Origin of the sequence: Klebsiella sp. CN_Kp066, from assembly GCF_040065135.1 — a bacterium.
GTDB lineage: Bacteria > Pseudomonadota > Gammaproteobacteria > Enterobacterales > Enterobacteriaceae > Klebsiella > Klebsiella oxytoca.
Map to the genome: position 1 here is coordinate 197,642 of NZ_JBEAIU010000023.1, position 21,113 is coordinate 218,754.

Consider the following 21,113-nt stretch of genomic DNA (forward strand, 5'->3'; position numbering starts at 1 on the left):
ACTAATTATTAACATAATAATTGCCTGAAACAATTAGACGGATAATCATGAATGTCTCCACTGTCGATTCGGTCATTCACGCTGTTTCGTGAGGAACAACCCGTGCGTGATGCGCTGGTGTTGTTCACTTTAACGCTACTCCTGCATTTCTTTGGCGCGATGCTGCGTCTGGTACAAGAACTGTCGTTTTTCTGGCCGCTGAATGCGGTAATGGCGGGGATTTTTGCGCGTTATATCTGGCTAAATCGCAGTTATTTTTACGCCATCTGTTTTGCCGCCATGCTGGTATATGACGGTTTAACCTCGCGCTGGGGGATGGGCTTCGCCTCCTTCCTGATCAACTTCTCCAATCTCGTTTTTATTGTCACTCTGGCGCAGCTCATTTTATGGGACAAGCGCCGGACGGACTCGATGCCGGGACCGATTAACGCGCTTAGCCTGTTTTGCTACTGCCTGCTGGCGGCGCTGCTCTGCGCCGCCGTGGGCGCGCTGGGGTCGGTAGATGTCGAGCGCGCAACGTTTATCCCGCAGCTGGCGGACTGGTTTAGCGAACAGTTCTCAACCGCCGTGCTGATCCTGCCGTTTATCTTGACCCTCACGCTCCCTTCGGCGTTCGGGCGTTTTCGCCTGCGCCAGCTGCTGCCGGCGATTGCGCTGGTGCTGTCGATTGTGCTCGGCGTAGCGGTTGGCGGCGCCGGGAGCATCACCTTCCCGTTACCGGCGCTGATCTGGTGCGCTATTCGCTACCCGCTGCCGCTGACCTGTCTGCTGACCTTTATTACCGGCATTAGCGAAATTCTGCTGGTGGCGAACTCGCTTATCCACCTTTCGCCCGATAGCCGGATGCAGCCGTGGCAGCTGTTTTCGACGCGTCTGGGGATCGCTGCGATGCTGATAAGCCCCGTTATCGTCGCTTCCAGCGTTGAGGCGATTAACAATCTGGTCAAACAGCTGGCCCTGCGTGCCGACTTTGACTTCCAGACTCGGGTCTATTCCCGCTCTGGGTTAAGCGAAGCGCTGAAGCGCCAGCCGATCGCGGAAAATACGCTGCTAACGGTGATGGTGCTGGATATCGACGGCTTCAAGCAGGTCAACGATCGCTGGGGACATGAATGCGGCGACTGTATGCTGGCCCAGTTTGCGCAGCAGGTGCGGCAGCTGGTGGGAGAAGAGGGCATGGTCGCGCGTATCGGCGGGGAAGAGTTTGCCGTCGCAGCGCTGACCTCATCCGGTCAGGAAGCGCAGCTGCTGGCAGAAAAAATTCGCCAGGGTATTGAAACGCAAACCTTCACCTGGGGTCAGAGCAAAATCCAGCTGACCATCAGCATGGGGCTCGAGAGCCAGCCGCTTGGCGCCGCCAGAATTACGGATCTGTTCAACCAGCTGCTGATGGCTGCCGACGATTATATGATTCAGGCGAAAAATGCCGGGCGCAATCGTATTTTCACGCAAAAGATGGCCTGAATCCTACGATAAGAAAATACGATGATTGATTCACTTGTGTTAAATATAAGTTAAAAAATATAGTGATGTGGTCAATTTCAAGGAGTTACCGATGACCACATCCTTTTCTCTGCGCACGCTGTCGCGTGACGATATTCTCGAACATCTTCCTGAATTAACCGATATCCTCGTCAGCTGCGTCAACGGCGGGGCCTCGGTGAGCTTTATGCTGCCTTTCGCCCCTGAAACCGCGACGGCGTTCTGGCTGCGAATGGCGCAGAGCGTGGCAGCCGGGGAGCGGGTCGTCATCGCCGCGGCGGATGAGCAGCAGCGGCTCGTTGGTACGGTGCAGCTCATTATCGACCAGCCGGAAAACCAACCGCACCGCGCCGACGTCGCTAAACTTCTGGTTCACCAAAATGCGCGTCGCCTGGGTCTGGCGAATGCGCTGATGGCCAGGCTGGAAGCGATCGCGCGCGAGCAGGGCAAGAGCGTTCTGGTGCTGGATACGGCGACCGGCAGCGGAGCCGAGAATTTTTACGTGCAATGCGGTTGGGAAAAGGCCGGGGAAATTCCTCGCTATGCGCTGATGCCGGACGGCGAACTGACGGCGACATCGCTGTTCTATAAACTTTTGTAATCTCATCATATACTGCAACCTGCCTCATTCACACGCCCCGGCAGCTGAGTTGATAAGCCGCCGGGGCTTGTCTCCCTCGCCGCGTTACCCGGCCACGTCCTCGCTCCGACTATTGCCCGACTAAGCGCTGTACAAACGGTTCACCGTTTTGTCGTGCAGAGAGAAATATTTCGGCGACAAATTTGATATTGCATACAGCTTTGATCAAAACGGGGTTTCACCTGGCTAAAAACCTGATAACTTATTGGACCAATTACTCAGGTTGTATGACTACTCTATGAGGGAACCCATTGTGAAAACACTAAACCGTCGCGATTTCCCGGGCGCGCAGTACCCTGAACGTATCATTCAGTTTGGCGAAGGCAACTTCCTGCGCGCGTTTATCGACTGGCAGATCGATCTGCTGAACGAGCATACCGACCTGAATTCCGGCGTGGTGATCGTGCGTCCGATTGAGAGCGCATTCCCGCCGTCTCTCAGCATCCAGGACGGCCTCTATACCACGATTGTTCGCGGCCTGAATGAGAAGGGCGAAGCGGTGAGCGATGCGCGTCTGATTCGATCGGTAAATCGTGAAATCAGCGCCTATGCCGATTATGAGGAGCTGCTGCGTCTGGCGCATAATCCGGATATGCGCTTTGTGTTTTCCAATACCACTGAGGCCGGGATCAGCTACCACGCCGGCGACCGCTTTGACGATGCGCCAGCGGTAAGCTATCCGGCAAAATTGACTCGCCTGCTGTTTGAACGCTACAGCCACTTCTCCGGCGCGGCGGATAAAGGTTGGGTGATCATTCCCTGCGAGCTGATTGATTACAACGGCGAGGCGCTGCGTGAACTGGTGCTGCGCTATGCCCAGGAGTGGGCGCTGCCGGAAGCGTTTATCACCTGGCTGGATGAGGCGAACGCCTTCTGTTCTACGCTCGTAGACCGTATCGTGACCGGCTATCCGCGTGATGAAGCCGCGCAGATTGAAGAACAGCTGGGGTATAAAGACGGTTTCCTCGATACCGCTGAACATTTCTACCTGTTTGTTATTCAGGGGCCGAAGTCCCTGGCCGCAGAGCTGCGTCTGGATAAGCTGCCGCTTAACGTCCTGATCGTGGACGATATTAAGCCGTATAAAGAGCGTAAAGTGGCGATTCTTAACGGCGCGCACACCGCGCTGGTGCCGGTCGCCTTCCAGGCGGGTCTCGATACCGTGGGCGAGGCGATGAACGATAAGGAAATCTGCGCTTTCGTTGAGAAAGCGATTTACCAGGAGATCATTCCTGTTCTCGACCTGCCGCGCGATGAGCTGGAGTCTTTCGCCAGTGCGGTCACTGGCCGTTTCCGCAACCCGTATATTAAGCATCAGCTGTTGTCTATCGCGCTTAATGGCATGACCAAATACCGCACCCGCATTCTGCCGCAGCTGTTGGCGGCGCAGAAGAAAGAGGGCAAGCTCCCGTCGCGCCTGACCTTCGCACTGGCAGCGCTGATCGCGTTTTATCGCGGCGAACGTAACGGTGAGAGCTATCCGGTTCAGGATGATGCTGAATGGATGGAGCGCTACAAGGCGCTATGGGCCCAGCATCGGGATGCGCAAATCACCACCGGCGAGCTGGTAAAAGCCGTACTGTCCGTTGAATCCCACTGGGAGCAGGACCTGAGCAAAGTTTCAGGCCTGGTCGAGCAGGTGACGCAGGATCTGGATGCGATTCTGCGCGACGGCATGCGCGCCGCCGTTCAGCCGCTGTGCTGATATAGCGCAGGGCGCCGCCCGACGAGCAGATAAGGACGGATTATCGGCCAGATAAGCTGCCAGCCGCCGTCCGCTCGTCATCCGGGCGCAACGCCTGAGCAGAATTAGCATTAATTTCAACCCGGCCACCGCCGGGTTATTTTTGAATCTTAATTAGTTACAACATACTTTTAGTTTTTTCTTTCACGCAGGTCTGGCAGATCGTGCAAAATGGGTCCGGCAACAAAGGTGGGGCAATTAAGAGAAAAAGATGAATTGTGTGCCGGGCGCTTGAACTAATTATTGCACCGGAAAATAATGCCTTATCAAAACGAGGAGTCGGCCCATGGTCATTGAGATTCGCGAACCCGATCGGCAGGATAAAGCACAGTGGTTATCGCTTTGGCAGGGTTATACCCGTTTCTACGGTAGCCCGCAGCCAACGGAGGTCACAGAATACACCTGGCAGCGGATGCTCGATGCCGCTTCGCCGATGCTGGGTCGTTTCGCGGTGGTGGATGGCAATGTGGTGGGCTTTGCGATTTGTATCCTCCACGAAGGAACATGGGTTAAGACGCCCATTTGCTATCTGGAAGATCTGTTTGTCGCCCCGCAGATGCGCGGGCAAGGCATCGCCAGAACCTTAATACAGGCGCTGCAAACGGAAGGAAAAGAGAAAGGGTGGTCGCGCCTGTACTGGCACACTCGCACCGACAATCCGGCACGGCGTCTGTATGATGAATTCACGCCAGCCGATGACTATGTTCGTTACCGCGTGACGCTCTGACAATCTGAGATTAAGAAGTTGTTAAGCTTTTCCCTGTAAAACAGGGGAAACGGCTCAGGAGAAACAAATATGGAAAAACGCATAGAAACGGTGGTGAATTTAATCATGTTTCTTTCGCTGTTGGCCACCGCGTGGGATCTCTCCCTGGTTCATCACCTTGCCTGGTAAATCAGACCCTACGGCGCCTGCTCCTGACGCCGTAGTATTCTCGTTCTGACTCCCTTTATTCCTTTACTTTCAGCCGCCGGGCTAACGGCGCGCGACGATAAACAGGCGCGGAAATAATAACAATACCTTTCCGTTACACTGTAACGGATAGTGCCGCTTCAACTCTTCCAGATAGCGCTTGAGAAACGCTTCGCGCTGTGGCTCATCAAGTGGCTGTAAAAATGGTCTCAGGCCCGTTGACTGCAGCCATTCGATAATGGCCTGATGCGATGCCAGCGGGTGATAGTAGGTGGTGCGCCAGATATCCACCTCGCAGCCGCAGGCAGTGAGCATATCATAATACTCCTGTACCTCTGGCAGCGGATGCCGTCCGCTGGCCGGGTGCCCAAGCTCTTCTGCAACCTGACGCATCAGGGTATGGGACGGCTCCTGCCAGTTAACGGGCATCTGCACCGCCAGTACGCCGTTTTCTGCAAGATTGCTCACCAGAAAAGGGAACAGCCGCTGATGATCCGGGAGCCATTGCAGCGAAGCATTGGCGTATATCAGATCCGCCGGACGCTCCGGGCGATAAGCGGCAATATCCGCATCAACGAACCCACAGTTCGGCAACCTTTGTGAGGCCTCTTCCAGCATTGCCGGGGAATTATCAATGCCGATAATCGTCGCGTCCGGCCAGGCATCTTGCAGCAGAGCGGTGCTGTTGCCTGGCCCGCAGCCTAAATCAACGGCCAGCGTCACGGGATGATGGGCAATGCGCGCAAGAAGCTCGGCGGCAGGCCGCGTTCGCTCAGCGCCAAATTGCAAATAGAGTGAGGGATTCCAGTCTGCCATAGTACGCTCCGGTTGCGAGAAACTCGTCCAACAGCATAGACGGCAATGTGCATCTGGCAAAGCAGCAAGTTCGGCTGAGTCATATTGTGACGTTGTCACTTCTACATGTGCCGGGCGGGTCACGGTACTCCTGTAGACAACAGGCTAGAGTATGCGCGCAATTCTCTGGTCAATGGGTATGAAATGGCTTTAATCATTAAGATGTTACTTGAGAACCGGCTTGGTAAGGACAAGGATAAACTGTTGCAGGTGAAACCTGGGCTAAGCCTTGTTGTTGAGGATGAAACCTGCCGGGTTCTGTTTGATACCGGCCCTGACGGCAGCTTTTTGCATAATGCGCAGCGCATGGGGGTTTCTTTATCTAACCTGACCGCCACGGTACTTTCTCACGGTCATTATGACCACTGCGGCGGCGTGCCGTGGCTGCCGGACAATAGCCGTATTATTTGCCATCCGCAGGTCGGGCAAACGCGCTATTCGGCGTTATCGATCGGCGGGCATCGCGTAAAGGTCAAAAAGCTGTCGCGAGAGATCGACTATTCCCGCCACCGCATGGAATACAGTCGCCAGCCGTTGGCTATCAGCGAGCGGCTGATGTGGTCAGGTGAGATCGCGGTTGCCAGGCCGCGAGCTTATGGCGTGCTGGCGGGGCTATCCCCAGCGGAGGATTATATTGCCGATGAGGGCGTACTGATTTACCGCTCGACGCGAGGCTTAATCATTATTTGCGGCTGCGGACATCGCGGCTTGATCAATACCCTTCGCCACTGTCAGAAGGTTACCGGCGTCCAGCAGATATACGCCATCATCGGCGGACTTCATCTGCGCCGCGCGCCGCCGTGGAGAATACGCCAGATAAAGCAATTTTTGCACCAGCAGAAGGTGGAGAAAGTGATGGCCTGCCATTGTACCGGTTCGTGGGGACGCTGGTGGTTATCGGCGGATAGTGCCCCGGCGACCGGCGATACGTTAGTACTGGATCAGGGATGACGTGTACGGCTGCTGATTACATATAAATAACACTTTGGCTATTTATTAAATACATCGACGCCGCGCTATACACCTTCCCCCTGGGGGAAGGTCAAACGTTAATTTTGCGATGACGTGTAAATATTTATCGAGAAACTTCATTCTATTTAACTCGCGGTTTTAATTATGTAATAGCGTTTAATTCTTTGGGCGGGTGTGCTTTAATTCAGCGGTCGTCCTATTGCGAATATTACTATGATTCAGTCACTACAGGCATTATTCAAACAAGCCACCCGACGCCGGCTTCGCATCCGCGCCGGGCTTGTTATTGCCTGTTGGTTGCTACTCAATCTACAGCTTGCCGTCGCGGCGCACCACGGCGGCCAGCAGCAGCCGGTCACGCCGCAGGTGCAAATTCATCACATCGTTGATGGCATGATGACCATGTCCGGCATGGATAACGTCGGGCAGAAAGTCATCTGTGAGAAACACTGCGACCCCGACACTGCGCAACCTAATACCTCCACCTCTCTACAGCTGAATGCATTGCCCGCCGAAACCACCCTGCTGGTGGTTTCGCCGCAGCAGGAGATTTGCGCTGAACGTATGGACTGGCACACGCCGCCCGTCACCGGTCCGCCGGCTGAAATACGTTTCTGCCGTTTCAGAGAATAAAGCTCCGTTAAAAAACATCCATCAGAACTGCCCGTTCTGCGGGCGACTTTATGCTTTTTTCGGAGTATTAATTATGCGTTCGACCTCTATTTTTCTGCTTTTTACCAGCGTTCTGACCTTTTCTTTCACCGCATTTTCCGCCAGCGCGGAAGATGGCGCGATGCATCAGCATAATATGTCCGCGATGGCGGAAATGCCGGGGATGAATAAGCCCGAGAATACCGCCGCGCTTTATTCGGCAAGCGGGGTGATTAAAGCCTGGCGCGAAGATGCAGTGGTGATTGCCCATTCTCCGGTTCCCGGGCTGAACTGGCCGGCGATGACGATGAGCTTTGCGCTCGATGGACATCAAGATAAAAAGCTGCCGGTGGGACAGCAGGTCGATTTCACCTTCCGCCAGACCGACTCCGGCTACGCGCTCGTTTCGATTATCGCGCAATAATTCCGGAGTCATTATGCACATCTTAACTAAGGCGGCCTGCGGGCTGCCGCTCTTGCTGTCGCTGACGTCCACCAGCGGCTGGGCGACGACGCTCTCTGAGGCCCTGTCGGCGGCGGAAAGCTACTCTGCCGAGCTCTCCGCCAACGATCATCAGGTTAACGCTTTGAAGAATATGGCGGATTCCGCCATGGAGCTTCCCGATCCGAAGCTTAAGTTTGGTCTTGAAAACGTCCCGTTGGGGGGAAGTAACGCCAGCCGCCTGACCCGCGAGGGCATGACCATGCAGCGGATTGGCGTAATGCAGGACTACGTCAGCAGCACCAAGCGCGAGCGCAAAGCCGACTCGATAACCGCCGACGCGCGACGAACCGCCGCCAACGCCGATGTTATCCGCGCCAGGCTACAGCGGGAAACCGCTCAGGCGTGGCTGGCGTTGGCGGTAGCGCAGAAGTCGCTGCGCTCGGTACAGGCGCTGATTAGCGAAACCTCCCGGCAAATTGGCGTGCATAAGGCGGCCGTCAGCAGCGCCAGCGCTACCCCCGGCAGCGTGCTCGACGTCGAACTGGCGCTCAATGCTATGAAAAATGAGCAAGATAACGCCCGGCGCGATGTGCAGATCGCTCAGGCGCGTCTGATGCAGCTAACCGGTAAGGATATCCGCGTTATTTCCGGCCCGCTGCCGCGCATTGAGCGCCTGCCTGCCGATGAAGCGACCTTAATTGAGGGGATAAAACTTCATCCAGAAGTGATTCAGGCCGCGCGTGAGGCTGATCTGGCTAAAGCAAAATCCGGGCAGTCGGAAGTGGCGGCGATCCCCGACGTAGGCGTTGAGGTGTATTACGCCAGACGCGGAGATGACTATGACGACATGGTCGGCGTTATGTTTACCGTCGATTTGCCGGTTTTTCAGGGTAAACGTCAGGATAAAGACCACGCTGCGGATGTCTCCCGAACCTATGAAGCCAACGATCGGTTGACCTTATTGATGCGCGAGCATCAGGCGCAGCAGTATCAGCTGATCGCGCAGTATAACGCCGCGAAAGCCATTTACGATCGCCAGCAAAGCGAGGTCCTGCCGCTGCTGCGCAAGAAGGTGAGTCTCGTCAATGCCCAGTATCGGGGCGGCAGCTCCGCGCTGCCTGAACTGCTCGCCGCCCGTCGCGACCTGCTGAACGGGGAAATCGCCAGCAACAACGCCGAGAAAGCGCTCGCTGACGCGTGGGCCGCCGTTCGCTACCTTATTCCACAGGATGTTAAATAATGAAGCTGAAAACTGCTTTTACCCTTGTGGCGCTGGCCGTCGCTCTTGCCGCCGCGGGCGGATACTGGCTGGGATCGCGGAACGCCTCGACTGTCACTCCGGGCGGAACCGAAACGGCTGCGGGACGCAAAGTGCTCTACTGGTACGACCCGATGACCCCCGGTACCCGTTTTGATAAACCGGGCAAATCGCCGTTTATGGATATGGACCTGGTTCCGCGTTATGCCGATGAAGAGGCTGACGATGATGCGGGAGGGGTGAAGATTAGCACCCGCCAGCAGCAAAATCTTGGCGTACGCACGGCGAGCGTTTCCCGTCAGCCACTGGCGCCGGAGCTTAACGCTTTTGCTACCGTCGCCGTGGACGAACGCGGCGTCGAGACGGTGCCGGCGCTGGCCAACGGCTTGATTGAGAAACTCTACGTTAACGCCTCTCAGCAGTTTGTGAAAAAGAACGAGGCGCTGGCCGAACTGTGGATCCCGCAGTGGGCGGCGGCGCAGCAGGAGTATCTGGCGGTGAGGCGGCTGGGCGACAGCGGGCTGACCGCCGCCGCTCGCGATCGTCTGCAGCTGCAGTTTATGCCGGAAGCGATTATCCACAGCGTTGAGCGCAGCGGGAAACCGCAAACCCGGATGACGGTACGCGCGCCGCACGATGGTTATGTCAGCAAGCTGGATGTGCGCACCGGCGCGCAGGTCACCCCAGCCCAGCCGCTGTTCGAGCTGGCCCGCCTCGACCCGGTATGGGTCGTGATTGATTATCCGCAAAGCCAGGCCAGCCTGCTGCGCGTGGGTAGCCGGGTGACGGCGACCACCGGCAGTTGGCCCGGGAGCGTTTTTCAGGGCTCCGTGCGCGAGCTACTTCCCGATCTGGAAGCGACCACCCGCACCTTAAAGGCCCGGGTAGTTTTGAACAATCCGCAGCATCAGCTCAAACCCGGTATGTACCTGAACGTTCAGCTGGCCGAGGCGCATCAGGCGCGCGCCGTTCTGACCATCCCTGAAGAGGCATTGATTGCCACGGGTAGCAGCAATCGGGTGTTAATTGCCGATGGCGAGGGGCATTTTCGTCCGGTCGAAGCGATCGTCGGGCGCACGCAAAATGGTCTGGTCGAGATAAAATCCGGCCTCAAAGAGGGCCAGAAGGTGGTCACCTCCGGACAGTTCCTGATTGACTCCGAAGCGAGCCTGCGCAGCGCGCTGCCGCAAATGGCCGGGGAGGATCCGCAGGAAAAAAGCTATACCACGCAAGGGGTCATCAAAGCTGTAACCGATGGGGCGGTGACCATCGCCCACCAGCCGGTGCCGGCGCTGAAGTGGCCGGCGATGATCATGGATTTTGCCATTACGCCGCAGCAGCAGGGACAGATGCGCCCCGGCGAGTCGGTTATGTTTAGCTTCGTCCTGACCGACGATGGAGCGCGAGTCACCTCGATGATGCCGATGAACGGCGCTAAGGAGCAGCCATGATTGCCGCCGTTATCCGCTGGTCGTTACGCAACCGTCTGCTGGTACTGCTGGCGTCGCTGATTATGGCCGCCTGGGGCGTCTGGTCGATACAGCAGGCGCCGCTGGATGCGCTACCGGATCTCTCCGATACCCAGGTGATTATTCGCGTAAGCTATCCGGGAAAAGCGCCGCAAATTGTCGAAGATCAGGTGACCTATCCGCTGACCACCACCATGCTGTCGGTGCCGGGGGCGAAAACCGTGCGCGGTTTTTCCATGTTCGGCGATGCTTACGTTTACGTACTGTTTGATGATGGCACCGATCCGTACTGGGCGCGCTCCCGCGTGCTGGAGTACCTGAGCCAGATCCAGAGCAGCCTGCCGCCGGAAGCGAAAGCTTCGCTGGGGCCGGATGCTACCGGCGTTGGCTGGGTGTTTGAATATGTGCTTACCGATAAAAGCGGTCAGCATAGCCTCGGGGATTTGCGAGCGATTCAGGACTGGATCCTGAAATATGAACTGAAAACCGTGCCGGACGTATCGGAGGTCGCCAGCGTCGGCGGAATGGTCAAAGAGTATCAGGTGATCCTTAATCCTGACCGCCTGCGGGCCCTGAACGTTACCCACGAACAGGTTATCAGCGCGATTCAGAGCGCCAACCAGGAGGGCGGCGGCTCGGTACTGGAACTGGGTGAAGCTGAATATATGGTGCGCACCACCGGCTATCTGAAGTCCATCGACGACTTTAAGCAGGTCGTTATCGCTGCGCGTGACGGTGTGCCGGTGCTGCTGTCCGACGTTGCCAGCGTGCGCCGGGGGCCGGCGATCCGGCGCGGCGTCGCCGAGCTCAACGGTGAAGGCGAAGTGGCCGGGGGAATCATCATTATGCGTTCGGGCAAAAATGCCCTGACCACCATTAATGCGGTGAAGGCGAAACTGGCTGAGGTGCAAAAAAGCCTGCCCGCAGGGGTAGAAATAGTGCCGGTTTATGACCGTTCGCAGCTGATTAAAAATTCAGTCGAAACCCTGACCCACAAGCTTATCGAAGAGTTTATCGTTGTGGCGGTGGTCTGCTCGCTGTTTCTGTTCCATTTCCGCAGCGCGCTGGTGGCGATGATCACGCTGCCGCTGGGGATCCTCGGCGCATTTATCGTGATGCACTATCAGGGCGTCAGCGCCAATATGATGTCGCTTGGCGGAATTGCGATCGCCATCGGAGCCATGGTCGATGCGGCAATCGTAATGATTGAAAATATGCATAAGGTGCTGGAGCAGTGGCGGTATGAGCATCCTGAGCGCCAGCCGTCTTCCGCCGACTACTGGCAAATTGCCCTACATGCGGCATCGGAGGTGGGGCCCGCGCTGTTTTGCAGCCTGCTGATCATTACCCTGTCGTTTATTCCGGTATTCACCCTCGAGGCGCAGGAGGGCAAGATGTTCTCGCCGTTGGCTTTCACCAAAACCTGGTCGATGGCGGTGGCCGCCGGGCTTGGGATCACCCTGGTTCCGGTGCTGATGGGCTACTTTATTCGCGGCAAAATCCCTGATGAGGCCGCTAATCCGCTCAACCGCTGGCTGATACGCGCCTATGAGCCGCTGCTGGATAAGGTCTTGCAGTGGCCGAAGGCAACGCTGGCGGCGGCGGGCCTGCTGCTGGTCGCCACGCTATGGCCGCTGGCGCAGCTCGGCAGCGAATTCCTGCCGCAAATCGACGAGGGCGACCTGCTGTATATGCCATCCACGCTGCCGGGGATCTCCAGCCGCGAAGCCGCCCGCCTGCTGCAGCAGACCGACCGTCTGATCAAGACGATTCCTGAAGTACAAAGCGTGTTCGGCAAGGCCGGTCGGGCGGAGAGCGCCACCGATCCGGCGCCGCTGACCATGCTGGAAACCACCATTCAGTTCAAGCCGAAAAGCGAATGGCGGCCCGGTATGACCATGGATAAGCTGATCGGCGAACTGGACAGTGCGGTAAAAGTGCCGGGCATCGCCAACGTCTGGGTACCGCCGATTCGCAATCGCCTGGATATGCTGGCGACCGGCATTAAAAGCCCGGTCGGCATCAAAGTGAACGGCAACAATCTGGCGGAGATCGAAAAAACCGCTGAGGAGATTGAGCGCATCGTGCGTCATGTCCCGGGGGTGACCTCGGCGCTGGCGGAGCGCCTTGACGGCGGTCGCTATATCGATATCGCTATCGATCGGCTGAAAGCCGCCCGCTACGGCGTGTCGGTGAAGGAGCTGCAATCGGTCGTCGCCAGCGTGGTGGGCGGCGATAACATTGGCGAGACTATCGAGGGGCGTGAACGCTATCCGATAAACGTGCGCTATCCGCGCGAAATGCGCGACTCGCTGCAGAAGCTGCGCGATCTGCCGGTGGTAACCAGCAGCGGGGCGCAGGTGACGCTCGCCGAGCTGGCGGATATTGCTATCACCGATGGCCCGCCGATGCTAAAAAGCGAAAACGCCCGTCTGTCGGACTGGATCTACGTCGACATTCGCGGGCGCGATCTGAAATCCGCGGTTGATGAAATGCAGCGCGAGGTCAGCAAACAGGTCAGGCTGCCGGATGGCATCTCGCTGACGTGGTCCGGGCAGTACGAGTATCTGGAACGCGCTACCGCGAAGCTCAAAATCGTGCTGCCGTTTACTCTGATGATTATCTTTATCCTGCTTTACGTCACCTTCGGTCGCGTTAAAGATGCGCTGTTGATTATGGGCACGTTGCCGTTTTCGCTGATCGGCGGCGTCTGGTTGCTCTGGCTGCTGGGCTATAACCTGTCGGTGGCCGCCGCCGTTGGCTTTATTGCGCTTGCCGGCGTGGCCGCGGAGTTCGGGGTAATTATGGTGCTCTATTTAAACCAGGCGCTCGCGAAGCGGCGCGGTGAGCTTAATGACCGGACGCTCAACGAAGCGATACACGAAGGAGCCGTGCTGCGCGTGCGCCCGAAAGTAATGACCGTCGCGACGATTATGGCCGGGCTGCTGCCGATTATGTGGGGTGGCGGTACAGGTTCAGAAGTGATGCAGCGTATTGCCGCGCCGATGATCGGCGGGATGATCACCGCGCCGCTGCTGTCGATGCTGGTGATCCCGGCGGTCTATCTTCTGACGCACCGCAACAAACCCTAAAGTGCAACGCCCGGGCCAGGCGGCTCGGGCGTGAATCAGTCGGCGTTTTTGAGATCGGACGCGCGTTTGGCGGTGGCGTAGACAAAGTCCAGCATCGGCTCGAGGTCGGTATCGTAGCCGGCCTGAATGATTTTGCCCCGCAGCCATTCGATCTCACTGGTAATATCCGGGTGGAAGATATTGTTGTCCTGCGCTTTGCGTAGCCACTTGAGCAGGAAATTATTTTTCCCGCGGATACCGCCCGATTTCTTCGATTTTGCGTGTATTTTCAGCGCCACCAGAATGCAGTAATAGAAATGAACGCGCTGATTAAAACTTTGGTGCATGTCTTTTATTCCCGCCAGAATCAGGTTGCGGCCGGGCATGGACCTTAAACATGCGGTCTCTGATATTCACCCGTGCCACCATCGCGCCGCTTGCCGGGCGCCGGGGCGATGGTGGCACGGAAGCCGAATTGCAGTCAAATATTGATTATTTTTTTACCCATATTTGCGTCAGGGGTCGCGCGAAGAGTATTCCTCAGGTTCGCGGCAGAGCAGCGCGTTGTTGCAGGTAAATGCGCAAAACCAGGATAAATGCCAGCGCGACCACCGCTGCGGCCAACAAATAAATAGTCTCCAGCTCGTAGTAGCCTGCCACCCAGCCGGCTAGCGGTCCGGTTAATCCCAGCGCCAGATCGAGAAAAGCCGAATAGGTGCCCAGCGCGGTGCCCTGATTCTGCTCTTCAACCTGTTTTACCGCTTCCACGCCAAGCGCCGGGAAGATCAGCGAAAAGCCCGAGCCGGTGAGAAAGGCGCCAATACCCGCTATCCATGCCGAGGAGGCATACCAGATGATCAGCAGGCCGAGACATTCGATCGCAAAACAGATTAACGATACCGGCACGCCGCCGTAGCGGGTAATGGTGTTACCTAAAATCAGGCGAATGCAGATAAAACCGATGCTGAATAGCGACAGGGTAAACGCCGCGCCTTGCCAGCCATGAGCCGAAAAGTAGAGGGTAATAAAGGTCGCGATAACCCCAAAACCGACGGTACCCAGCGCCAGCCCCATCCCATAGGGCCAGATTTTGCGTACCACCACGTGAAACGGCGCCCGGATTCCCGCCGACACGCTGACGTCCTGGCGCGTACGGGCATAGAGCAGGCCAACCGCCGCAGCCAGCACCACAACGGCGGCAAATCCGCTGATGCCAAAATAGCCGTTGAGCATGACGCCCAGCGGGGCGCCAACCGCCATCGCCACGTAGGTTGCCACGCCGTTCCAGGAGATCACGCGCGACGTGTGGATCGCGCCCACGGTTTTGATCCCCCACAGGGTCGCGCCGGTGGCAGTGAAGCTTTCCCCGACGCCGAGGAAAATTCGCCCCACCAACAGCGCGGCAACCGCCAGCGGCGGCGCAGATTGCAGCAAGACCGCGAGCAGGGTGAAGAGCCCGCTGAGCAGACAGCAAATAATCCCCAGGCTGACGACTTTTTTCGGCCCCCAGATATCGGTATAGCGGCCCGCATGCGGGCGGCTGAGCAAGGTTGAAATGTACTGGAGGCTGATAACCACGCCGGCGATAAAGGTGCTATAGCCAAGCTGATAATGGATATAGCCGGGCAGCACGGCGAGCGGCAAACCGATGGAGAGATAGCAGATACAGGTAAAGACAACGATAGAAATAATACGCAGATTAAGCTGGGTGGTGCTGACGGATGTGGCCATAACGCTAAGTACTGGAAACCAAAGGGAGACTAAGCATAGCGCAGCGTCGTCGGGCGCGACGAGCAGACCATGCGCTTTTTCAATGATTCAGGCAAACTCACTAAAAATAGTAATGAGAGAAGAGCAATCTGGGCAAGTCGTGCGCAGCAGAGTATAAAATTTGTTAACGCATCATGGATATTGACAGGAGAGGGTATGGAATACGATTTAGACGGTATGGATGTTCTTTTTGTCGCGGGCTTTGGACCGATCACCCAATCAACGCCAGCCAGCAGGGAATTTTATGTGGCGGCGCTGGGCCTGCCGCTCAAACCGATGCCCGGCAATGAAGAGTATTTGCTGACCGAACAGCATGCCCTCGATGGGGTAAAACATTTTGCGCTGTGGCCGCTGGCTCAGGCGGCGCGCTCCTGTTTTGACTCGGATCTCTGGCCGGACTATCTGCCGGTGCCGCAGGCGTGGGTGGAGTTTGAAGTGCGCGATATCGATACCGCCACCGACGCGCTGAAGGCCAGAGGCTATCGTCTGCTGGTGGATAATCGCGTGGAGCCCTGGGGACAGACCGTCACGCGGTTGCTGAGCCCGGAAGGGCTGCTGGCAGGGATTACCGTAACCCCGTGGCTGCGCGAGGGCAAAGCATGAAAGCCAAATGGAATGTATTAGCCGCCCATCAACTTCGGCGACCAGCAGGGTGATGGAATGTTGATTTATGACGTATTCGGACGCCACATTGGCGTCCAGCGTCGGGACGGGCGATGGTTGCTCTTCCGCGTCGATCTCAACGAACGGAAATATTCGCCGCTGCATGGGGTCATCATCCCTGATAACCTCACGGAAGCGGAAATTCCCGGCTGGCTGGGCGATATTTTTCATGAAGCCGCAAGCCCGCGCCATCCTGACGTCCGGCTGATGGAGTAGCGGCTACCGCCAGCTTCTGTTTTGCAGCACCACCCGGTAACCGTCGCGGTCGACAAAGGTTTTGCCGTGCACATTCCAGTACGGATTAAACGCGCTGACCGGTGTAAAGCCGGCGGTCAGCATTCTCTCGCACCGTTCCTGCCATTCGGCGGTGTGTGGATAATAGAGCACCAGCAAATCTTCCTCGCTCGGGGAGGGCTTCACCGGGTGATGGTGGCAGAGGGTGAACTCAAGATGCCAGCCGAGATCGCCGCGTCCGATCATGACACCGCTGAAGCCAGCGTGATCGGCAAACTGCGCGATCTGCTCCAGCCCAAGGCCCGTGCAGTACATGCTGCTGCTCAAAGAAAGGTCGGTGACCGGCCGGGCGATGCGCATAGCGTTAAAAGTCATAAGAACCTGTATTAATAAAAGGTGGTCGGGTGACTGTATCCGTTTTTACGCCGATCGTTTGTCGTGGAGAGCTTTCTTTTGCATAAACGTCATCCCTCAGACGGCCAGCCATTTGATGGCTCTTATGGTGCCAATTAGGATAGCCAATATAAAAAGTGTGCTAATTATTATTGTGGCTAATTAAATAATTGCGGCATTTTTTGTCCTTAACTTAAACACATCTTAAACGAGGGTCTGGCGTTTTCTAGGATTTTTCTCATGCGACGCGATATTTCGAAAGATAAGCAAGGGCGCTTTTGAAAAAAATAAAAAAAGCATATCCATGTAAATCATATGGATATATCGCTGCTGTTGCTGAATGGATCGGTTTCAGCGATCGATTTAATATTTATTGATAAGCGATAGCAATTAAATATTTTGTATTGATCGTTGGTTTCGATGTAGGTATCGTTTTGCACGTATTTCACCGGCAGTACAAATAATTAGTTAATCTCATTTGCGCTAAAAAAATTATTTACCGCGATATTTCATTAGAAGATGAAATTAAACTTTTTTTTGAAATTTGTATGGTGTGTAAGTTAACACCGTACATTTACCCCGTCGGTCATGGTGAGATATATAAATATTTTATATTTCCTCGGGAGATGTCCTGAAAGTGTTGTGTGGGCTTGCTGCCCTATTAATACCCCACATTATTAATAAATGGAGTTTATTTATGAACATTAAACGCGTAATTCTTTCCGCTGCAATTTCTTCTGCATTAATGTCTGGCAGTGTTATGGCGGCTGAGACCGGTACCGTGAGTTTCAGCGGCCTGATTACCGGTGCCACCTGTGATGTCAACATCGGTGGTGCAGGCGCAAACGCGGCCGTAGTGCTGCCAACCGTCAGCGCGAATACACTTGATGGCGCGACTAAAACAAATGGTAAAACTCGTTTCAGTCTTGAATTGAGCGGTTGTACCGGTGCATTAACTCAGGCGAAAGCCTTCTTTGAAGGTGGTAATACAGTAAATAACGCGACCGGACGTCTGATAAATACAGAGACGTCCGGTGCAGAGAATGTTTCTCTACAATTACGCGATGGTCAGAACAATAGCGTTATTAATGTTGGCGATGCTGCACAATTTGATTCCGCAGCTATTGGTTATGTTGATATATCTTCCGGTACAGCTTCACTTCCGTACTATGTTGAGTATTACGCTGAAGGCGCCGTCGTAGCCGGTACTGTCGCTTCCCAGGTGACCTATAGCCTCATCTATAAGTAATGCTTCTGCGGGGAGAGAACACTTTCTCTTCCCAATTAATTTCTGGAGACATCACATGGATGTAAGGAAAACTATTTTCTTGCCTGCTGCGCTGAGTTGTCTGATGAGTGCGCTGTGTACTTTTCCGGTTCAGGCTGGCGTGGTAATTAATGGTACACGGGTTATCTATCCCGGCGATGAAAAAGAAATTACCGTTCAGGTTAGTAATAATGGGCAGCGTCCGGTATTGGTGCAAAGCTGGCTGGATACCGGCGATAGTGAGGCTACACCTGATACTATCACCACCCCCTTTATTCTGACGCCGCCGATCAATCGTCTTGACTCTGGCAAGGCCCAGGCCTTGCGCATTAGCAGCCTGACAACCTCAGCGCTGCCGCAGGATCGTGAATCCCTGTACTGGCTCAACGTGCTGGAAATCCCCGGGCGCCCCGGTAGCGAGATCAAAAATGAAAACTATCTGCAGCTGGCGGTGCGTTCACGAATTAAATTCTTCTGGCGTCCCGCTTCGCTGAAAGAGGGCGCAGCGAGAGCGCCGCAGGCGCTGAGCTGGGCCGCCACGGAACAGGGGCTGAAAGCCATCAATCCAACGCCCTATTTTATTTCCCTCGCCACCCTCACCGTGGCAGGAAAAACTGCGGATGTGGATATGGTGGACCCGTTCAGCGATCGTATTTTTCCCCACGTGAAGGCCTCACGAGGAAGCCAGGTACAGGCTGAATGGATTGATGATTACGGCGCCATTCGTTCGCAGAATTTTACCGTTAAGTAGTCCACTCGCTATCTGTCTGTCCTGGAGAAGTCATCATGCAGGGAATCGCACTCCCCGGTAAAGCGGCGCTGCTGTCCGTTTCCGTATTATCTGCCCTTGCGCTAAACGTCAGGGCTAAAGAAAACGCTGAGATTCATTTTGATCCTTCATTCCTGAGACTGGGCACCGGTCCAGCGCCGGATTTATCGCGTTTTAGCCATGGCGCGAGCCTGTCTGAGGGAACGCATCGGCTGCGGATATGGTTTAACGAAAAGCCGGTAGTGAATCAGGATGTCCGTTACGTCGCAGAAGGACATGGTACCACGCCCTGCCTGACGCCTGAGCTGATTACGCAGCTTCCGCTTCGCCACGAGATGCTGCCCGATAGCGCCTGGGACAGCGGTGCTGATGTCTGTACAGACCTGACGGCGCTGATTCCTGGGGCGACGGTGATGAGTGACAGTAATGCGCAAACGCTCAATATTCAGGTGCCGCAGGTCTGGGAACAGCGCAGCGCGCGCGACGCGGTACCGCCCGCATTGTGGGATAGCGGTATTCCCGCCGCGCTATTGGGCTACAACCTTAGCGCATATAGCAGTGAGAACAACGGCTATAACCATGACAGCCTTTATGCCAGTCTCAACGGCGGCATCAATATTGGTAGCTGGTACCTGCGCCATAACGGCAACTGGAGCCGGGATAATCACGCTGGCGGCCATTATCAAACACAGAATACCTATATTCAGCGGGATCTCCCTGCTTTAAAGGGCCGGATTTCTGTCGGCCAGATCAACACCTCGGGGCAGCTTTTTGACACGCTGCCTCTAAGCGGACTAAAGCTGGAGAGCGATGAGCGCATGGAGCCGCTCTCCCGTCGCGGCTACGCGCCGGAAATTCGCGGCATTGCCCGTACGAGCGCTCGGATTGCTGTCCGCCAAAGCGGTAACCTGATTTATGAAACAACCGTCAGTCCGGGGGCGTTTGTCATTGATGATCTTTATCCTACCGGCTATGGCGGGGATCTTGACGTCACCGTTTACGAAGCTGACGGCAGCAAACAGCATTTTCAGGTGCCATTCGCTTCCGTTACGCAGCTATTACGTCCGGGCCAGTCCCGTTATGAACTCTCAATAGGTGAACTGAACTATCGTTCGTTGCCCGCCGACCCTTCACTCTGGCAGATGACCTGGCAGCAGGGCGTGACCAACTGGCTAACGGTTTACGGCGGAATGCAGGCCAGCGAGCGTTACCGGGCGGGTCAGGGCGGTATCGGCATTGCGACCCCCATAGGTGCAGTGAGCGCAGATGCCACCCTCGCTCGTACGGAATTGGGTAAGCGGGGCCAGGATGACGAAATACGCAGTGGCGAGAGCTACCGGCTCAGCTATAGCAAAAATATCACCGAAACGGCCAGTCATTTTTCCCTGGCCGCCTACCGGTTTTCGACCAGCGGATATATGGACTATTTGACCGCCATGCAGACGCGTGAAGCGATTTTCCAGGGGAATCATGCCGATAGTATACGGCGTAATAAAAGCCGCTATACGCTTACGGCAAGCCAGGGATTGCCGGGTGGGTGGGGGCAGTTTTACCTGAGTTCATCGGTGCAGAACTACTGGAACGCCAAAGGTGTAGACAAGCAGTATCAGTTTGGCTACAGCAACAATTATGGCCGATTCAGCTACGGGGTTAACGCCGGACGCAGCTGGAGCGCCTACGGACGTTCCCAGGACACGCTTTCCGTGAATCTCAGTTTCACGCCAGGCAGTAGCCGACAGGCCGTAACGGGGCGCCTTAGCTATGACCATACTCGTCACGGTGAGCAGAGTCTGCGAACCGGTATAAATGGCTCTTTTGGCGAAGATAGCCGCTTCAGCTACGGCCTGTCTGGCACGACGAGCAGTCAGGGTAACGGCAGCAGCGCGGCGGCGAGCGCGCAGTACCTGGCGAATTTCGCTTCGCTGAATGCGGCGTTCGGCAGCGGTCGACATTACCGCAGCGTTTCGGGCGGCGTAAGCGGGACCGTGATAGGCCACAGCGGCGGTCTGACGCTGAGCCCCTTTCAGGGAGACACCTTCGCACTGGTAGAGGCTAAAGGCGCTGAGGGCGCTGGCGTCAATGGCTATAGCGGTATCCAGGTTGACAAATGGGGCTATGCAGCGGTGCCGTATCTCAGTCCGTATCAGCTGAACGATATCCATCTTGACCCGAAAGGAACAACTCGGGGCGTAGAGCTGGATAACACATCGCAAAGAGTTGCCCCGCGTGATGGCGCGGTAGTGAAGATCAGCTATCAGGCCCGTCAGGGATATCCGCTATTAATTACCGTGACAGGTGCCGCCCATCCACTGCCTTTCGGAACGGAAGTTCATGACGCTTCGGGACGTACGGTGGGTTATGTAGGTCAGGGCGGGCAAATCTACGCGCGGGTCGAGCAAGTCCGCGGGGTGTTAACGGTTCGTGCTGGCGAACAATCTTGCCGCCTGGCTTATGTTCTGAGCAACGGACAAGCGGCGACACTGGAACAGCTCTCTCTACGTTGTGAATAGCCTAAAG

19 protein-coding genes are annotated in these 21,113 nt (G+C 56.0%); 15 read left to right on the top strand and 4 right to left on the bottom strand.

The annotated features are described in order from the left end of the window. Window positions 1-51 precede the first annotated feature (51 nt). From ABLV75_RS03895 to ABLV75_RS03910, 4 genes are all read left to right on the top strand, one after another. Window positions 52-1,464 (top strand): GGDEF domain-containing protein, encoded by a 1,413-nt coding sequence (locus tag ABLV75_RS03895; protein ID WP_023321022.1) that lies wholly within the window; start codon window positions 52-54, stop codon window positions 1,462-1,464. 91 nt (window positions 1,465-1,555) lie between these two features. Next, the gene (locus ABLV75_RS03900; RefSeq protein WP_016808765.1) at window positions 1,556-2,083 is read left to right on the top strand and encodes a GNAT family N-acetyltransferase; all 528 of its coding nucleotides are present in this window, start codon (window positions 1,556-1,558) and stop codon (window positions 2,081-2,083) included. 292 nt (window positions 2,084-2,375) lie between these two features. After that, window positions 2,376-3,827, top strand: coding sequence for a tagaturonate reductase (locus ABLV75_RS03905; protein WP_004102307.1), 1,452 nt, complete (start codon window positions 2,376-2,378; stop codon window positions 3,825-3,827). A gap of 325 nt (window positions 3,828-4,152) precedes the next feature. Continuing rightward, window positions 4,153-4,593: a GNAT family N-acetyltransferase gene (locus ABLV75_RS03910; protein ID WP_004102305.1), complete on the top strand. Its 441-nt coding sequence runs from the start codon at window positions 4,153-4,155 to the stop codon at window positions 4,591-4,593. A gap of 249 nt (window positions 4,594-4,842) precedes the next feature. Here the strand turns inward: ABLV75_RS03910 and tam are convergent, their stop codons facing one another. Continuing rightward, window positions 4,843-5,595, bottom strand: a complete 753-nt coding sequence (tam, locus tag ABLV75_RS03915; RefSeq protein WP_004102301.1) for a trans-aconitate 2-methyltransferase — start codon at window positions 5,593-5,595, stop codon at window positions 4,843-4,845. 183 nt (window positions 5,596-5,778) lie between these two features. Here tam and ABLV75_RS03920 point away from each other — a divergent pair, with 183 nt between their 5' ends. The 6 genes from ABLV75_RS03920 to ABLV75_RS03945 all read left to right on the top strand — a co-directional run bounded on the left by ABLV75_RS03920 (window position 5,779) and on the right by ABLV75_RS03945 (window position 13,521). Next, a complete protein-coding gene (locus tag ABLV75_RS03920) occupies window positions 5,779-6,585 on the top strand; it encodes an MBL fold metallo-hydrolase (RefSeq protein ID WP_016808762.1) in 807 nt (268 codons plus the stop codon). Between the two features lie 234 nt (window positions 6,586-6,819). Beyond that, a complete protein-coding gene (locus ABLV75_RS03925; protein WP_004102297.1) occupies window positions 6,820-7,239 on the top strand; it encodes a hypothetical protein in 420 nt (139 codons plus the stop codon). A gap of 73 nt (window positions 7,240-7,312) precedes the next feature. Next, window positions 7,313-7,681 carry a copper-binding protein gene (locus tag ABLV75_RS03930; RefSeq protein ID WP_004102295.1) on the top strand — a complete coding sequence of 123 codons (369 nt, stop codon included), beginning with the start codon at window positions 7,313-7,315 and terminating at the stop codon, window positions 7,679-7,681. A 13-nt stretch (window positions 7,682-7,694) separates the two neighbouring features. Beyond that, on the top strand, window positions 7,695-8,942 hold the full coding sequence (locus tag ABLV75_RS03935; protein WP_004102293.1) for a TolC family protein: 1,248 nt from the start codon (window positions 7,695-7,697) through the stop codon (window positions 8,940-8,942). Then, window positions 8,942-10,411, top strand: coding sequence for an efflux RND transporter periplasmic adaptor subunit (locus ABLV75_RS03940; protein WP_004102291.1), 1,470 nt, complete (start codon window positions 8,942-8,944; stop codon window positions 10,409-10,411). The genes ABLV75_RS03935 and ABLV75_RS03940 overlap by 1 nt, the downstream gene beginning before the upstream one ends. Continuing rightward, window positions 10,408-13,521, top strand: a complete 3,114-nt coding sequence (locus ABLV75_RS03945; protein WP_004102289.1) for an efflux RND transporter permease subunit — start codon at window positions 10,408-10,410, stop codon at window positions 13,519-13,521. Before ABLV75_RS03940 ends, ABLV75_RS03945 begins: the two co-directional genes overlap by 4 nt. A gap of 35 nt (window positions 13,522-13,556) precedes the next feature. Here the strand turns inward: ABLV75_RS03945 and ABLV75_RS03950 are convergent, their stop codons facing one another. Then, window positions 13,557-13,847 carry a hypothetical protein gene (locus ABLV75_RS03950; protein WP_026055937.1) on the bottom strand — a complete coding sequence of 97 codons (291 nt, stop codon included), beginning with the start codon at window positions 13,845-13,847 and terminating at the stop codon, window positions 13,557-13,559. A 193-nt stretch (window positions 13,848-14,040) separates the two neighbouring features. Next, window positions 14,041-15,231 carry an MFS transporter gene (locus ABLV75_RS03955; protein WP_004102286.1) on the bottom strand — a complete coding sequence of 397 codons (1,191 nt, stop codon included), beginning with the start codon at window positions 15,229-15,231 and terminating at the stop codon, window positions 14,041-14,043. 195 nt (window positions 15,232-15,426) lie between these two features. Here ABLV75_RS03955 and ABLV75_RS03960 point away from each other — a divergent pair, with 195 nt between their 5' ends. Together ABLV75_RS03960 and ABLV75_RS03965 are read left to right on the top strand one after the other, a co-directional pair. Continuing rightward, window positions 15,427-15,873 (top strand): glyoxalase/bleomycin resistance/dioxygenase family protein, encoded by a 447-nt coding sequence (locus tag ABLV75_RS03960; RefSeq protein ID WP_004102284.1) that lies wholly within the window; start codon window positions 15,427-15,429, stop codon window positions 15,871-15,873. Between the two features lie 57 nt (window positions 15,874-15,930). Next, complete coding sequence (locus ABLV75_RS03965) at window positions 15,931-16,149, top strand: hypothetical protein (RefSeq protein ID WP_004102282.1); 219 nt, start codon at window positions 15,931-15,933, stop codon at window positions 16,147-16,149. A gap of 3 nt (window positions 16,150-16,152) precedes the next feature. On the opposite strand, the gene ABLV75_RS03970 is transcribed toward ABLV75_RS03965, so the two are convergent. Next, window positions 16,153-16,542: a VOC family protein gene (locus ABLV75_RS03970; protein WP_004102281.1), complete on the bottom strand. Its 390-nt coding sequence runs from the start codon at window positions 16,540-16,542 to the stop codon at window positions 16,153-16,155. A gap of 715 nt (window positions 16,543-17,257) precedes the next feature. Here ABLV75_RS03970 and ABLV75_RS03975 point away from each other — a divergent pair. The 3 genes from ABLV75_RS03975 to ABLV75_RS03985 are packed head-to-tail and all read left to right on the top strand — an operon-like array spanning window position 17,258 to window position 21,106. After that, window positions 17,258-17,809, top strand: coding sequence for a fimbrial protein (locus ABLV75_RS03975; RefSeq protein WP_004102280.1), 552 nt, complete (start codon window positions 17,258-17,260; stop codon window positions 17,807-17,809). A gap of 55 nt (window positions 17,810-17,864) precedes the next feature. Continuing rightward, window positions 17,865-18,578 (top strand): fimbria/pilus periplasmic chaperone, encoded by a 714-nt coding sequence (locus ABLV75_RS03980; RefSeq protein ID WP_004102279.1) that lies wholly within the window; start codon window positions 17,865-17,867, stop codon window positions 18,576-18,578. A 35-nt stretch (window positions 18,579-18,613) separates the two neighbouring features. Further along, window positions 18,614-21,106 (top strand): fimbria/pilus outer membrane usher protein, encoded by a 2,493-nt coding sequence (locus ABLV75_RS03985; RefSeq protein ID WP_004102278.1) that lies wholly within the window; start codon window positions 18,614-18,616, stop codon window positions 21,104-21,106. The last annotated feature ends 7 nt before the right edge of the window (window positions 21,107-21,113 follow it).